This is a genomic window from Paenibacillus oralis, from assembly GCF_003863965.1.
GTDB classification, from domain to species: domain Bacteria; phylum Bacillota; class Bacilli; order Paenibacillales; family Paenibacillaceae; genus Fontibacillus; species Fontibacillus oralis.
Genome location: NZ_RRCN01000001.1, coordinates 6,158,635 through 6,174,636, shown reverse-complemented (window position 1 = coordinate 6,174,636; position 16,002 = coordinate 6,158,635). Strand labels below are relative to the sequence as shown.

At 56.3% G+C, this 16,002-nt stretch carries 13 protein-coding genes; all 13 read left to right on the top strand.

What is annotated here, in order from left to right:
• Positions 1–56 precede the first annotated feature (56 nt).
• The 13 genes from EHV15_RS27490 (at position 57) to EHV15_RS27430 (ending at position 15,608) form a co-directional block, all read left to right on the top strand.
• A complete protein-coding gene (locus EHV15_RS27490; protein WP_128634036.1) occupies positions 57–2,849 on the top strand; it encodes an S-layer homology domain-containing protein in 2,793 nt (930 codons plus the stop codon).
• Positions 2,850–2,936: 87 nt separating this feature from the next.
• Positions 2,937–3,608, top strand: coding sequence for an endonuclease III (nth, locus tag EHV15_RS27485; RefSeq protein ID WP_128634035.1), 672 nt, complete (start codon positions 2,937–2,939; stop codon positions 3,606–3,608).
• Positions 3,609–3,648: 40 nt separating this feature from the next.
• On the top strand, positions 3,649–3,927 hold the full coding sequence (locus EHV15_RS27480; RefSeq protein WP_128634034.1) for an NAD/NADP transhydrogenase alpha subunit: 279 nt from the start codon (positions 3,649–3,651) through the stop codon (positions 3,925–3,927).
• Between the two features lie 600 nt (positions 3,928–4,527).
• The gene (nifB, locus tag EHV15_RS27475; protein ID WP_128634033.1) at positions 4,528–5,985 is read left to right on the top strand and encodes a nitrogenase cofactor biosynthesis protein NifB; all 1,458 of its coding nucleotides are present in this window, start codon (positions 4,528–4,530) and stop codon (positions 5,983–5,985) included.
• 63 nt (positions 5,986–6,048) lie between these two features.
• Complete coding sequence (gene nifH, locus EHV15_RS27470; RefSeq protein WP_128634032.1) at positions 6,049–6,912, top strand: nitrogenase iron protein; 864 nt, start codon at positions 6,049–6,051, stop codon at positions 6,910–6,912.
• 59 nt (positions 6,913–6,971) lie between these two features.
• On the top strand, positions 6,972–8,426 hold the full coding sequence (nifD, locus tag EHV15_RS27465; RefSeq protein WP_128634031.1) for a nitrogenase molybdenum-iron protein alpha chain: 1,455 nt from the start codon (positions 6,972–6,974) through the stop codon (positions 8,424–8,426).
• Entirely contained in the window at positions 8,423–9,955 is a 1,533-nt protein-coding gene (nifK, locus tag EHV15_RS27460) for a nitrogenase molybdenum-iron protein subunit beta (RefSeq protein ID WP_128634030.1), read from the top strand. The genes nifD and nifK overlap by 4 nt, the downstream gene beginning before the upstream one ends.
• An 82-nt stretch (positions 9,956–10,037) precedes the next feature.
• Entirely contained in the window at positions 10,038–11,405 is a 1,368-nt protein-coding gene (nifE, locus tag EHV15_RS27455) for a nitrogenase iron-molybdenum cofactor biosynthesis protein NifE (protein WP_246061802.1), read from the top strand.
• Positions 11,392–12,720, top strand: a complete 1,329-nt coding sequence (gene nifN / locus EHV15_RS27450; RefSeq protein WP_246061801.1) for a nitrogenase iron-molybdenum cofactor biosynthesis protein NifN — start codon at positions 11,392–11,394, stop codon at positions 12,718–12,720. Before nifE ends, nifN begins: the two co-directional genes overlap by 14 nt.
• Positions 12,695–13,105 carry a NifB/NifX family molybdenum-iron cluster-binding protein gene (locus EHV15_RS27445; RefSeq protein ID WP_128634029.1) on the top strand — a complete coding sequence of 137 codons (411 nt, stop codon included), beginning with the start codon at positions 12,695–12,697 and terminating at the stop codon, positions 13,103–13,105. The genes nifN and EHV15_RS27445 overlap by 26 nt, the downstream gene beginning before the upstream one ends.
• A 15-nt stretch (positions 13,106–13,120) precedes the next feature.
• Positions 13,121–13,621 carry a DUF269 domain-containing protein gene (locus tag EHV15_RS27440; RefSeq protein WP_128634028.1) on the top strand — a complete coding sequence of 167 codons (501 nt, stop codon included), beginning with the start codon at positions 13,121–13,123 and terminating at the stop codon, positions 13,619–13,621.
• Positions 13,622–13,662: 41 nt separating this feature from the next.
• Positions 13,663–14,463 carry a HesA/MoeB/ThiF family protein gene (locus EHV15_RS27435; protein WP_246061800.1) on the top strand — a complete coding sequence of 267 codons (801 nt, stop codon included), beginning with the start codon at positions 13,663–13,665 and terminating at the stop codon, positions 14,461–14,463.
• A 17-nt stretch (positions 14,464–14,480) separates the two neighbouring features.
• Positions 14,481–15,608, top strand: coding sequence for a homocitrate synthase/isopropylmalate synthase family protein (locus EHV15_RS27430; protein ID WP_128634027.1), 1,128 nt, complete (start codon positions 14,481–14,483; stop codon positions 15,606–15,608).
• The last annotated feature ends 394 nt before the right edge of the window (positions 15,609–16,002 follow it).

Genomic DNA, 16,002 nt, shown 5'->3' with positions numbered 1-16,002 from the left:
ATTTGCCTGCCTATCGTCGAACATGAAAAGAGAACTTTTTATAAGGGGAGAATTGGATGGCATCATTTAAACGCAGTTATCAAAGAAATGCCAAAAGAGCGGTTTCCGCCATGCTCGTGACGGCGATGTGCCTTAGCGGAGGCGCAGCGGTGTTTGCCGATGAGACGTCTTCCACGTCCACGGGGGCTTCACAAACAGGAACTTCGCAAACTGGAACTTCGCAAACGGGAAGTTCACAAACGGAAACTCCTCAAACCGTTTCCTCGGCGCAGCTGTTCAGCGACGTAGCGAACGGCTTTTGGGCGGAAAAGCATATATACAAGCTGGCGGCCGAAGGGATCATCCTCGGCGATGCCGGAAAATTCCGGCCGGGGGACGTCGTAACGCAGCAGGAAGCGATCACGATGGCGATCCGGCTGATGAACCTGGATTCCCAATTGGGCGACGGCTCGGGAGCTCCGGCCGATTTGAAAGTCGGCAACTATTTCAAGCCTTATCTGGAGCTGGCGTTGTCCAAGAATCTGCTGGATAAAAACGAAGAAGTCGCCGCAACGGCGGACAAAGAATCCTGGGGCGAGAAAAAAGCGACGCGCGAATGGGTCGCCAAAATTCTCGTGCGGGCTTTGGGCAAAGACGCGGAAGCGAAAGCCTCGGCTACCTTGTCCACGGGTTTTGCCGACCAATCGAGCATTTCCGCGAACGCTCGCGGATACGTGAATGTGGCGGTCCAATTGAAAATTACGACCGGGGTTGAAGGCAACAAATTCGAGCCGCAGGGCAAAGTAACGCGCGCCCAAATGGCTACGTTTTTAAGCCGGGGCGGCCAGTATGTCAGCGCCAGCTATGAGGACGTATATGAAGGCATCGTCACCAATTTGACGGACAACGGGCTGACTTTGTACGCGAACGGACAAACGAAAACCCTTGCTCTGGACAACCGTACCGTTTATTTCACCAAAGACTCCGAAACCAGAGTCGCTAAAAGCCAATTGAAGCTGTATACGAAAGTTATGGCGATCGATAAAACGGGTTCGGCCGCTTACGTTGAGATCACCGATCCGGCGGAGCAGTTGGACAGCCTGGAAGGAACGCTGCTGCGGGTACTCAGCGACAACCGGCTGCTGCTGCTCGTCGATGACGATTCCGAGACGATTACGTATGACGACAGCACAGTGTTCCTGGATCAAAGCGGCAAAGCGATCAAACCGGCCGATCTTGCGTTGGACAGCAAAGTGATCGTTAAACGGGAAACTTTTTCCGGCCAGCGCAAGCCTGTAATCATTCAATCGACCGTATTAAGCAAAAGCGGAACCGGCGTGGTTGATGCGGTTGATGCGGACGGCAACACCGTTACGATAAAAGATAAAGACGGTTCGACCTACAAGTTTGAAGTCGATAAAAATGCGCTGCTCCAGTATCAAAATCAACTGATGAGCTTAAGCGAATTGCAGAAGGATGCCACTGTTGAATATAAGGTGACGAATAGCGTTCTCGTCTCCCTCAAGGTGACCGAAAGCACCGAGCGGACGATCGAAGGGACGCTGCTGGAAATCGGCGCCGACGGCAGCATGCTGACGATCAAAAGAAGCAGCGGTGCGCTGGAGACGAAGCTGCTTGACGAAGAGCCTAAAGTGAAGATTGGCGGGATTGCCGCTCCCGGCATCGATGATTTGATCGCCGATTTGAAAGATGGCGACCAGGTCAAGCTGACGCTGAACGGCGACGATGTCGTCACTGAAATCGAAGTTCTCGGCCGCAATTCGGAGCAGCTTGAGCAAGCGACCGTTGTTTCCTACGATCCCAAGCTGCAGGCGCTTATGGTGATGGATAAAGACGGGAATGTGGACGCATTTACGCTGGGTGACGAGACCACTTTCGATTATGATTCCGGAACCAAGGAAAAAACGCTGGCAGGAATGGAAGCTCTTCTGACCAAAAACCGGGTGGTCAATATTACGCATCTCGGCAAACGAGCCCTCTCCATTCAAATTGTATACAAATACGAAGGCACGCTGGTGAACATCGACACCTCCGAAGAAGAAATCGAACTCAAGCTTGCGGGAGGAGAGAAGGTAACTCTGCCGTATGATTCCAGCATCGATGTGGAAATCTACGGAAAATCCAACCCGACTTTGCGCGATTTCTCCAAAGGAGATTCGGTTGTGGCGGTTTTGAACTCCAAGCAAAATGAAGTGGAATTGCTGGGTGCCAAAATTTCCGAACAATTTAAAGTGGACTCCGTAAATTCTTCCAATCATCGAATCAGCGCAAATAAAGGCAAGGTGTCCAACTATATTTATGCGGAAAAGGCACAGTTGATTGATGAAGAAGGAAAAGCCATCAAGCTGTCCGCTCTGAATGCAGGGGATACGATCAACGTTGACTTTGAAGGCTTGACGGCGGTTAAGGTGCAGCGGGTCGAAATTACGTTGGGCGTGGTAACCAGCGTTGATGGTTCGGCTTTAACGATCAAAACTTATACTGACGGTTCGGAATCGTTCAACGCGAAAGACGGCAGCGTAACCGTAGAACGTGACGGCAAAACTGCGGAAACGCTGAGCGGTCTGTCGGCGGGTGACCGGGTTGTGGTCAGCAAAACGACGGACGGCGGTCTCTCTGTTAAAGTGTTGACTTCCATTAGCCGGCCTTTCTCCCGTTATGACAGCGTAAATAAAGAAATCGTCGTAAAAAGAGCGAGCATTGCCGATGATGCATATATGTATGCGGTCACCTCGGATACTTATATTCACCAAGGTGACACAACGATTTCCGTGCAATCGCTCCAGGAAAATGATAAAATTGTTTTGTATTTCAACGGAGACGAGCTAGTTGAAATCGAAAAGCAATAATTGATCATTTTTCGTGAGATTAACCGTCTTGATGCGGGATGTTTCCCGGATTCAAGACGGTTTTTTCTCGGATGAAGGGGTGGAGACATGAATGCTGCAGATGTCCGTCATATTTTGGACACCATCGGTGCCATGTTTCCGGATGCGCGCTGTGAGCTGAACCATAGCAACGCTTTTGAGTTAACGATTGCCGTGCTCCTGTCCGCGCAGTGCACCGATGCGACCGTGAACAAAGTCACGGCGGATTTGTTCCGGAAGTATAAAACGCCTGAAGATTATCTTTCGGTTCCGTTGGAGGAGCTGGAGCAGGACATTCGCAAAATCGGTTTGTTCCGCAACAAAGCGAAGCATATTCACAACCTGTGCCGGATTTTGCTGGAACGATACGGGGGAGAAGTGCCGCACGAACACGAGGAGCTGGTGCAGCTGCCCGGAGTCGGAAGGAAAACGGCCAATGTGGTCGTTTCCAATGCGTTTGACGTCCCGGCGATTGCGGTTGACACTCATGTGGAGCGTGTCAGCAAACGGCTTGGGCTTGCAGGTTGGGACGACTCCGTCCTGGAGGTCGAAAAAAAGCTAATGAAGCGGGTGCCGCGGGACGAGTGGACGTTAACGCATCATCGGCTCATTTTTTTCGGGAGATACCACTGCAAGGCGCAAAACCCGAAATGCGAAGTTTGCCCGCTCCTGGACGTGTGCCGGGAAGGCAAGAAACGTATGAAAAAGCCGAGAAGCAGGAAAAATAAAGAAGAAGCGTGACCCAGCAGACAAAGATAAATAGTAGAGGATGAGAGACCCCATGAAATGCATTTCGGTGTATACCGACAGCTTTGAACAGTTTTCGGATGTGTTTGAGCAAGTGATTGACCTGCAGTTAGGCGAAAATGATGAACGCGAAGTGGAAGGTTTGATCGTCAGCAACTCCGGCGAAGTGCCCGAGCACTATTTGGAACGGATGTCCGCCAAACCGGAAGTCGTCGTGATGAAAGACAAAACCAGAGGCATCACTATTTTGCAGCACGGAAAAGTATTTGAAATCCTGCTTCCTTCCGATGAAGCTGCGGAGATCGTAAGCTAAGCCTGCGACAAACCAACAGAATCCCCTTTGCTTAAGCCGATGAGCATTCCTCCGGTTTAGGCGGAGGGGATTTTTTTGTGCTTGCTGGCCTTGGTGAACTCCGGCTCTCGTGTTCGCTCCCACCCGTTCACCGAGCACGGAAATAACGCCCCTAAAAGGCGTTATTTTGTCTATTTTAAGTGTTCAGAACAAAATAGGGACATTTTATGGCTTTATTTGGAGGGAGACGTAGATCACAGGCCGATTTTCCGGCCATTCCGGTGAAATAAGAACATAAATTTCCGTTATTTTCCTCCAACAAAATAAAAATACCAAAATAACGCCCCAAAAGTCCTCTATTTCGATTCGCGAGATACTTCGGAAGGGCAATTGAGAATTTGAAATGTAACCGGATCCATGTAATTCATATGTCAATTAATATGACGCGATTTTTGACTGATTTGTTAACTCGGCGCAAAATCGACAGAATTTGGTGATACGTTAATTGACGCGGTTTTAACGTGAAATTATGATATAGATAAATTTTTACAGTTTATTCAAATTATTCGGGCCCGTTGATTTGGAAAGCTGACAATGAAGGAAAAGAAAGGAGAGGGGCGCATGGATTCCGCAAGTGAAGCCGCCAGTTCATTCGTGAATGGGGATGTCGCCAGGCACCCCTGCTACAGTGAAGCTGCGCACCGTTATTTCGCGCGGATGCACGTACCGGTGGCCCCGGCTTGCAATATCGGGTGCCATTATTGCAACCGGAAGTTTGACTGCGTTAACGAGAGCAGGCCCGGCGTCGTCAGCGAGCTGCTGACTCCGGAAGAAGCGGCCCGCAAAGCGGCGGGCGTTGCCGCCCAGCTTCTGCAATTGTCCGTCGTCGGCATTGCCGGTCCGGGCGATCCACTGGCCAATCCGGATAAGACGTTTGATACGTTCCGCCGGATCCGCAGCGCCGTTCCGGATGTCACGCTTTGCCTAAGCACAAACGGCTTGAACCTGATGAAATACCTTGATCAAATTGTTGAACTTGGCATTGCCCACGTCACGATTACGATCAATGCGGTCGATCCGGACATCGGCAGCCAAATTTACGGCTGGGTGTATGACGAGGAATCTGGCCGCAAATATGAAGGCCGGGAAGCGGCAAGCTTGCTTATCTCCCGCCAGTTGCTCGGGCTGAAAGCTCTAAGCGACAAGGGGGTGCTGGTCAAAGTCAACTCCGTGCTGATCCCGGACGTCAATGACGAGCATATGCCGGTTCTGGCCGGCATGGTGAAGCGCTTGGGGGCTTTTATGCACAACATTATGCCTTTGATTGTCGCTCCGGGCAGCCGTTATGAACAGGAAGGCCGCGCGGCGCCGCCGCCTAAGCTGCTGCACGCCGTCCAAGAAGCTTGCGGCGGGGCGGGGGCGCAGATCATGAGGCATTGCCGGCAGTGCCGCGCCGATGCCATCGGCCTGCTCGGCGAGGATCGCAGCGGTGACTTCACGCGGGAGAAGCTCGCGTCGGCGCCGCCGATTGATCCGGCAGCGCGGGAGCGGCTGCAAGCCGATCTGGAGGAGAAGGTGAAGCGTCTGGAGGAACGCCAGGCGGCGAAAGCGGCTGCCGGACGAAAGTCCGGGAGCAGGTGCGCTTGCCCGGCGGCCACCGCTTCGGGAGCGCCCGCGGAAGCTGCTGGCTACAGGCTGCGCGCAGCGGTCGCCTCCCGGGGCGAAGGCCGGGTCAACCTGCATTTCGGCCACGCCAAAGAGTTTATGGTGTATGAGACCGATGGACAGAACGTCACCTTCCTCGGAATTCGCAAAGTGCAGGCTTATTGTCACGGCAAAGCGAGCTGTAACGGGGACAAGGCGGCGACGCTGCGGGAAATTATCGCCAGCTTAAGCGATTGTTCGGTGCTTTTTTCGGCGGGCATCGGCAAAGTACCCGAAGCTAAACTGAAGGCGGCCGGCATCATCCCGGTAGTCAAACCCGGCCATATTGAAGAGCTGATTTTGCAGCATGCCAAATATGACCGTTACTTGCGTCCGCGGCCCGAGGCCCCCGCAAACCCGCTCGCAGGCACGTAACACGTTAATTCCCGTCGCTATTTTTTCAACTCAAATCAAATTTCCTAAATGGAGGTCATTCCTATGAGACAAATCGCATTTTACGGAAAAGGCGGAATCGGCAAATCGACGACTTCGCAAAATACGCTGGCCCAGCTGGCCAAAAAATTCAATCAACAAATTATGATTGTCGGCTGTGACCCGAAAGCGGACTCCACCCGGCTGATCCTGAACACGAAAGCGCAGCAAACCGTTTTGCATTTGGCGGCGGAGCGGGGTTCGGTCGAGGATTTGGAGCTGGCGGACGTCATTCAGGAAGGGTTCGCCGGCATCCAGTGCGTGGAATGCGGCGGTCCGGAACCGGGTGTCGGCTGCGCGGGGCGCGGCATTATAACGGCGATCAATTTCCTCGAAGAGGAAGGCGCCTATGAAGGGTTGGATTTCGTTTCGTACGACGTGCTTGGCGACGTGGTTTGCGGCGGTTTCGCCATGCCGATCCGGGAGAAGAAAGCGGAGGAAATTTACATCGTCTGCTCCGGCGAAATGATGGCCATGTACGCCGCCAACAACATTGCGCGCGGCATTTTGAAATACGCCAACAGCGGCGGCGTGCGCCTCGGGGGCTTAATCTGCAACAGCCGCAACACGGACCGCGAGGATGAGCTGATCACCGAGCTTGCCCGCCGCCTGAACACACAGATGATCCACTTCGTGCCGCGGGATAACGTGGTGCAGCATGCCGAGCTGCGGAGAATGACCGTTACCCAGTACAACGAAAGCCATTCCCAGGCCGCCGAATACGAGCAGCTGGCCGACAAAATTCTGCACAACGACATGCTGACGATACCGACACCAATCAGCATGGAGGAGCTGGAAGACCTGCTGATGGAGTTCGGGGTCATCGAAAACGAGGAAGAGGCCATGAAGCGGATGAAAACCGCGCTTTAAGCGCAGCCGCGCGTTTGACTCCAGATTAAGAGATAAATAAAGGAGCGGGAGGTTGGAGAATGGGAACGACGGACGTGATCCAAAAGAAACAGCTCGTCGAGGAGATCCTGGAGATTTTCCCCGAAAAGGCGAAAAAAGAGCGCAAACGCCACTACGAAGTGATAGAGGAGGACAACAAGCAGGACTGCAGCAAATGCGCCATCAAATCCAACGTCAAGTCACGGCCGGGCGTGATGACGATCCGCGGCTGCGCCTACGCCGGCTCCAAAGGCGTGGTATGGGGACCGATCAAGGACATGGTCCACATCAGCCACGGGCCGATCGGCTGCGGCCAATACAGCTGGGCCACGCGGCGGAATTATGCCAGCGGCATGCTGGGGATCGACAATTTTACGGCCATGCAGGTGACCAGCGATTTTCAGGAAACGGATATCGTGTTTGGCGGGGACAAAAAGCTGGAGGTCATTTGCCGGGAAATCAAGGAAATGTTTCCGCTGGCCAAAGGGATTACCATCCAGTCGGAATGCCCGGTCGGCCTGATCGGCGACGACATCGAAGCCGTGGCCAAAAAAATGAGCAAGGAGCTGGGTATCCCGATCGTGCCGGTACGCTGCGAAGGCTTCCGCGGCGTCAGCCAGTCGCTTGGGCATCATATCGCCAACGACGCCATCCGCGACTTTCTGATGGGCCGGGCGGAGCTTAAGGAATGCGGCCCTTACGACGTCAACGTTATCGGCGATTACAATATCGGCGGGGATGCCTGGGCATCGCGGATTTTGCTGGAGGAGATGGGCCTAAGGGTCATCGGGCAATGGTCCGGCGACGGCACGCTCCAGGAGATTATGACCGCGCATAAAGCGAAGCTGAACCTCATCCATTGCTTCCGCTCGATGAACTACATGTGCGAAGTGATGGAGAACCAGTACGGGATCCCGTCCTTGGAGTACAACTTCTTCGGTCCGACCAAAACGATTGAAAGCTTGCGCAAGATCGCGGCCTTTTTTGATGAGACGATCCAGGAAAATTGCGAAAAAGTAATCGCCCGCTATAAGGACGAAATGGACGCGGTAATCGCCAAATACCGTCCGCGCCTCGACGGCAAGAAGGTCATGCTCTTGATCGGCGGCCTGCGGGCCCGGCATACGATCGGCGCTTACGAGGACCTGGGCATGGAAATCGTGGCGACCGGTTATGAATTCGCCCACAAGGACGACTATTTAAAAACGATTCCCGAGCTGAAACAAGCGACGATCCTGATGGACGATCCGGGCTCGTACGAACTGGAGGAGATCGCCCAGCGGCTTGATATCGACCTGATGGGCGCCGGCGTGAAGGAAAAATACGTTTACCACAAAATGGGCATCCCGTTCCGGCAAATGCATTCCTGGGATTACAGCGGCCCTTATCATGGATTTGACGGGTTTAAGGTGTTCGCCAGGGACATGGATATGGCTATCAACAGTCCGGTATGGAATTTGGTGAAGGACCGGCAAAAAAAGGAGGTGACGGCATGAGCGAACCTAGGACGATTTTGGACCATAACAAGCTGTTCGACAGTGAAAAATACGTCCGGCAGCGGGAAAGAAAACGCGAGTTCGAAAACGCCTGCCCGGAGGAAGAGGTGCTGCAAACCGCAGCATATACCAGGTCGCAGGAGTATATGGACAAAAACTTTGCCCGCCAGGCGGTGGTTGTGAACCCGGCGAAAGCTTGCCAGCCGCTCGGCGCGGTGATGGCCGCCTTGGGCTTTGAAAAAACGCTGCCGTTCATCCACGGCTCGCAAGGGTGCACCGCCTATTTTCGCAGCCATTTCGCCCGCCACTTCAAAGAGCCGGTTCCCGCGGTGTCCTCGTCGATGACGGAGGACGGCGCCGTGTTCGGCGGGATGCGCAATTTGATCGATGGGCTGGAGACAAGCGTCGCGCTCTACAAACCCGAAATGATCGCGATGAGCACCACCTGCATGGCCGAGGTGATCGGCGACGACTTGTCGGCCTTTATCGGCAACGCCCGGAAGGAAGGCGTGCTGCCGGAGGGGATGCCGATTCCTTTTGCCAATACGCCCAGCTTTTCCGGCTCGCATATCACCGGCTACGACAACATGCTGAAGGCGATTGTTAGTTACCTGTACGAACGTTCCTCAGGGCAAGCCGCCGATCCGGACAGCAGCGGCAAGCTGAACGTTCTGCTTGGATTCGAGCCGTATACCGGCAACTTCTCCGAGCTTAGGCGCATCCTGGAGCTGTTTGGGGCGGACTACACCGTGCTGGGCGATCACAGCGGCAATTTCGATTCCGGAGCGGACGGAACTTATGCGTATTATTACGGCGGAACCCGGCTGGCCGATGTGCCGGCCGCGGCGAATGCGGCGGGGACGCTGGCACTGCAAAAATACAGCCTGCGCAAAACGGCGGAATATATCGGGGAGGCTTGGGGGCAGCCGGTCCAGTCGCTGCACACGCCGCTGGGCGTCGCGGCCACCGACCGCCTGCTGGAAACGATCGGCGAATTGAGCGGCAGGCCGGTCCCGGAAACGCTGCTGCAGGAACGGGCCCGGGTCGTCGACGCGATAACCGATTCCCACAATTACCTGCACGGCAAACGGGTGGCGATGGCCGGAGACCCGGACTTGCTATTGGGTTTGATCGGCTTTTGTCTGGAGCTGGGGATGGAGCCGGTTCATATCGTTTGCTCCAACGGTGACGCCGAATTCGCACAGGAGGCAAACTTGGCTTTGTCGTCCAGCCCTTACGGCGCGGAGGGTAAAGTGCATATCGGCCGCGATCTTTGGCATATGCGCTCCCTATTGTTTAATGAGCCGGTGGATCTGGCCGTCGGCAGCAGCCATCTGAAATACGCGGCCAAAGAGGCCGGGGTGCCGCTGCTCCGGGTGGGCTTTCCGATATTTGACCGGCATCATCTGCAGCGCTATCCGATCATCGGATATCAAGGTACCTTGAATCTGCTGACCTTATTCGTAAATACGGTGCTTGAGCGGCTGGATGAAGACGCTCCGGCCCACAGCTTTGACCTTGTGCGTTAACGTACAGGGTCAATCGGTTATCCGCCAGGATGCCGGGATGCCGGGACAAGAACATTTCGGATAGCAGGAGGGATCAGAACGGATGGAAGCGATGAGTATCACAGGTTATGCCGGAATGGGCGATTCCTGCGGCAAAGAGGAACCGCAAAGCAAGCCGTGTCCAAGGCCAAAACCCGGCGAAGCGGCGGGCGGATGTTCGTTTGACGGAGCGCAAATTACGCTTGTTCCGATCGCGGACGCGGCGCATCTGGTTCACGGTCCCAGCGCGTGCGCCGGGAACAGCTGGGGGACGAGGGGCAGCTTGTCGAGCGGGCCACGGCTGTCGGCGTATGGTTTTACGACCGATCTGGGCGAACACGATATCATTTTCGGCGGAGAGAAAAAATTGCGCGCGGCGATCGAATACATCGCGAAGCGTTTTGCGCCGCCGGCGGTTTTTGTATATTCGACCTGCGTCTCGGCGCTTACGGGGGAAGACATCGATGCGGTATGCAAGCGGGCGGCCGCCGAACTGGGGATCGCCTGCATTCCCGTCAACAGCCCCGGATTCGTCGGCAGCAAAAACTTAGGCACCCGCTTAGCCGGGGAGGCGCTCCTTCAATACGTGATCGGCACCGCGGAGCCTAACGCCGCCATGGACACGGCCGTAAATCTGATTGGTGAATACAACATCGCCGGCGAAATCTGGGATATTGAAAAGCTCCTGAATCAGGCCGGCATTCAAATTCATGCCAAAATTACAGGGGACGGAAGATATAAGGAAATTGCCGGGGCGCACCGGGCCAAAGTCAATATGATCGTGTGCAGCCGGGCGCTGCTGGGCCTTGGGGTCAAAATGGAGCGCAAATACGGGATTCCTTATTTTGAGGGATCGTTTTACGGGGCCAAGGAAACGAGCTATTCCCTGCGTCAGCTGGCCTATCTGCTGGGCAGCCGGGAGGTGGAGCGGCGCGTCGACCGCCTGGTCGAGCATGAGGAAGCCCGCGTGATGCGCGAGCTGGCACCGCTCCGCAAACAGCTCAAAGGCAAACGGGCGGTGCTGTATACCGGCGGCGTCAAAAGCTGGTCGGTGATCTCCGCGTTGCAGGAGCTCGGGATCAAGGTGGTTGGTGTCGGCACGAATAAAAGCACCGACGGAGAAATCGCCCGGATCGCCGAACGGGTCGGAGACGACGCGGTATACATTGCCGAAGGGGGAGCCGGGCGCATCCTCAAAACGGTGCGCGAACGCAAGGCCGACTTGGTCATCGCCGGCGGACGCAACATGTACATGGCCTTAAAAGAGCAGATTCCGTTCGTGGACATCAATCAGGAACGGCATACCGCGTTTGCGGGTTATGACGGGTTAATCCGCCTTGCCAAGCAGATGGCGTTTGCCCTCGAGCATCCGGTGTGGGATCTGGTGCGGACGCCGGCTCCTTGGGAAAGGGAGGGACATGATGACGATTAACAAAACGAACAAGCCGTTAAGCAGCAATCCCCTGAAAATCGGCCAGCCTCTCGGCGGAGTGCTGGCGCTGCAGGGCATTTACCGTTCGATGCCGATCATCCACGGGTCCCAAGGCTGCGCCGCGTTTGCGAAAACGCTGCTGACGCGGCATTACCGGGAGCCGATCGCGGTGCAGACAACCGCGCTGCAGGAGATGGACGTGATTTTCGATGCCGACCGGAATTTGGAGGAGGCGCTTGAGACGGTGCTGGCGAAGCATCGCCCGGATTGCATAGGCGTCATTAGCACCGCGCTCACGGAGGCGTCGGGCGCGGATTACGCCGGAAGAATCAAAACATTCAAGCGCAAGCGCAATCTCCGCGACACGCTGCTGGTCACCTGTTCGCTGCCCGATTACCGCGGCTCCCTGGAGTCGGGGTACGGCGCGATGGTCGAGTCGGTCATCGACGGCCTGCTGGAGCAGACGGGGCGCAAACCGCAGCGGCCGGTAAAAAGGCAAGTTAACCTGCTGCCCGGTTCTTTTCTGACGGCGGCGGACGTGATGGAGCTCAAAGAAACCATCGCTTCGTTCGGTCTGGAGGTCATCGCCTTGCCCGATGTGTCCACCTCGTTATCGGGGCATCTGCTGACCGGTTTTTCGCCGCTCACCCGCGGCGGGGTGCCGCTGGATTCCGCCCGCCAATTGCTCCGCTCGGAGCTGACGATCGCCATCGGTTCCAGCATGGAGCGTCCCGCCCGGAGACTGCAAAACGCGGCGGGCGTTCCTTACCGGGTATTTGAGGGCGTAACGGGCCTTAAGGCGAGCGACGAATTTTTTTATTTTCTACAGGAATTCAGCGGGGAACCCGTCCCTTGGCGTTACCGCTGGCAGCGGGAAAATCTGCTCGACGGCATGCTGGACGCCCACTTCAATTATGCCGGGGCAACGGCGGTCGTAGCCCTGGAGCCGGATCACCTCGGTTCGGCGGTCTCCTGGCTGAAGGAGATGGGCGTTGGCTTTCAAGGTCTGGTCGCCTCTTGCGAGACGCCATCTTTGCAGCGGCGGGACGAGAAAATCTGGATCGGCGATTTGGAGGATGCCGAGCGGCTGGCGGCCGGGGCGGACCTCTGGATCAGCAATTCGCACGGAAAAAGCGGGGCCGAGCGCTGCGGCGCAGCGTTTATGGCGATGGGTTTTCCGGTTCTCGACGAGCTTGGAGCCTACATGTCCCTGACGGTGGGATACCGCGGGACGCTGGAGCTGATCAACAAAGCGGGCAACCGGCTCATCCGAAGGGAGGAGAACCAGCATGCGCGTAGCGTTTGCCACGGATGACGGCGTTCATGTAAACGCCCATTTCGGACACAGCCCGATGTTTGCCGTTTATGAAGTCCGCCCCGGGGACGCCAGGTTTATAGAAAACCGGATCGTTCCCACGCAAATTTCCCCGGATGAATCGGGCAAAATCGATGTGCGGATTTCCCTGATCGGCGATTGTACGCTGGTGTTTTTGATGCAAATCGGAGCATCGGCCGCGGCGCGCGTGACCCGGCGGAAAATGATGCCGGTAAAGGTGGCGCCCGGCGTTCCGATCGAGGAACAAATCGGCAGGCTGCTGGAAATGCTGCGCGGCAAGCCGCCGATGTGGCTGAGCAAAGTGCTGCTTGCCGAGGAGGAGGCCGCTTCGGAGCAAGAAGAGGAGAGCCGCAACGAGGGATAACAAGGAGGGGGAGGCATGGAAGGAGCTAAACGATGGGAAGGACGAAATGCTGAATTTGCGGGGGAACGGGACCGGCGATTGTTAGCGTCTTTTAACCGGTCTCTTTGTCAAATGATCGATGCTTACGATTACTTCGGCAAGGGCAGAGGCCTAAGCGAGGAAGACAAGATCGTCCGGCTGCTGTTATTTACTCCGGAGGAGAAGCAGGCGCTAAGTCAGGACTGCACACCCAACTCCAAGCTGCGGTTACAGGTCGAGCATGTGTTTCAAGCAATGGCGGTGACGCTCGAGGTGGAAACGGAGCAGCTTATGCAAAGCATGGTGGAAATGAACGGGGAGGGGTTCGGAAGGGCTATCGTGTCCAGCGGCCGGTTGATCCTCTCCTCGGTCACGCTGCGGGCCGGGCTGCGGTTTCCGTTTACTTCCGCGGCGAAACTGGAGAAATTTGTGTTAAACCAAATGCGGGAGGCGCTGGATTGGCTGGATCGGCATCAGGAAGTCGCGGCTGCGCGCTAACGGGGACATCTTTAAGTTTTTAAAAAGGGAGGGGGGACGACGTGCCGGGAACTACGGAGCAAAACGCGGTGGAGAAGATGGAAAGCCCGCAATACGTGGAGGAGAACCAGCAGCTTGTAAAGGAGCTTCTCCGCTATGACCGCCAGCTCAAATTGCTGGGACGGGAGGGTCAACGCAAACTGAAGGAAGCGGCGGTGATGGTTGCCGGCATCGGCGGGCTGGGCGGAACGGCGGCGCTTTATTTGGCGGCCGCGGGGATCGGCAAGCTGATCCTGGCGCATGAAGGGATAATCCGGCTGCCGGATTTGAACCGGCAAATCCTGATGGATTCCGCCCAAATAGGGGAGGAGCGGATGGCTGCGGCAGTGGAGAGCCTGAAGCGAGTCAATCCGGAGGTGATCATTGAAGGGTATAATGCCCGGATCACGCTTGCGGAAAGCGGGCCTTGGGTAAGAGCGGCCGATATCGTGATCGACGCGAGGTACGATTTTCCCGAACGCTATGCATTGAACCGCTTATGCGTCGCCGCCGGGAAACCGCTGGTCGAGGCGGCCATGTACGGGTTTGAGGTTTCCTTGACGACGATCGTCCCGGGAACGACGCCATGCCTTGCGTGTCTGTACCCGGAGCGCCCGCAGGAATGGGAACCCCTCGGCTTTCCCGTTTTGGGCGCCACCTCCGGCCTGGCCGGCTGCCTGGCCGCTTTGGAGGCGGTGAAGTGGATTACCGGGGTTGGCCGTCCGTTCATCAATGTCATGCACCGGTTCAACACGCTGAATATGAGCAATTATACCGTTTCGCTCCGCTGCAATCCCGACTGCGGGTGCTGCAAAAACGTTTGAGGGAGGAGGGAACTATTATGAGGGACTTGCGGATTTGCGACACGACGCTGCGCGATGGGGAACAGGCGGCTGGCGTGGCTTTTACGGCCGCGGAAAAACTGGAAATCGCCAAGTGCCTCGCCGCCGCCGGAGTCGAGCAGGCCGAGGTGGGTATCCCGGCTATGGGCGATGACGAATGCCGGGCTATCCGCCGAATCGCGGCGCTGGGGTTGCCCATGCGGCTGCTGGCCTGGAATCGGGCGAGCTGCACCGATATCGATGCCTCCCTCTCGGCGGGCGTGGATTCGGTCCACATCGCCCTGCCCGTATCGCCGATCCAAATGCGCGCCAAGCTGGGGGCGAGGCCGGCCCAAGTCATCGATATGGGCAAACGCGCCGCATGTTATGCGCTGGAAAAAGGGCTTGCCGTATCGATCGGCTTTGAGGATGCTTCCCGCGCCGATTTCGCTTTTTTGCGCGAATTGGTTTGCGGCTTCCGGAAAGAAGGGATCCGGCGGTTCCGTTACGCCGATACCTTGTCCGTTCACCATCCCGGTACGCTGTATTCGAGGGTTTCGGCGCTGCTGGCCACCTGCCCGCCCGACATCGAGCTGGAAATCCACTGCCACAACGATTTTGGCTTGGCGGCGGCAAACACGCTGGCCGGTATCGAGGCGGGAGCTGGGTGGGCCAGCACGACCGTGCTCGGCATCGGCGAACGCGCGGGCAACGCCGCGCTGGAGGAGGTGGTGATGGCCTGGAAGCATTTGTACCGCGGGGAATGCGCGGTGTGTCCCGACAAGCTCAAGCCTTTGGCCGAGCTCGTTGCCCGTGCGGCCGGAAGAGACATCCCCGATGCCCGGCCGCTGGTGGGTCGGCTGGCCTTTGCCCATGAATCCGGGATTCATGTGAACGGCCTGATGAAAGACCGCCGGACGTACCAGGCGCTTGATCCTTCCGAGCTCGGCGCGGATCATGTCATCGTGTTGGGCAAGCATTCCGGCCGCAGCTCGGTGCGCCTGGCGCTGGACGGGGAAGGGCTTAAGGTGAGCGAAGGAATTATCGAGACATTACTGGAGCGGCTGCGGCGGACGGCGGGTGAACGCAAATACCCGGTGGACAGCCGGGAAATCGGGGAGTGGGCGAAAGAGGAGTTGGCGAAGTAAAAGTTAGGCTAGTAATGTACCAGGGCGCTCTTGTTTACCCGAAAATGGCGAACACACCACTAGCGTTGCATCAAATCCGATCTGCCATACCAATATTCTAACGGTTGCCACAAGCGCTATTTGCTCCCAAAACGTTGATTTCCAATTGTAACGGTTGCCATGGAGCTTATTTCACTGAAATCCGGCTATTTTGCTTAAATTCAGGCAAATAACGGCGCTCGCAACCGTTAGAATCTAGAAAGTGGATTTTTTCGCAAAATAGCCGCTGCTGCAACCGTTAGAGTTCCGGGTAGCTTTTACGGGAATTAGAGCCGGTTTTCAAGGCTTCGACTGGCCGTCTTCGAGCCGTAAACAGCAGAAACCCCCTCTCGTAAACCAACTGATGGCATACCGA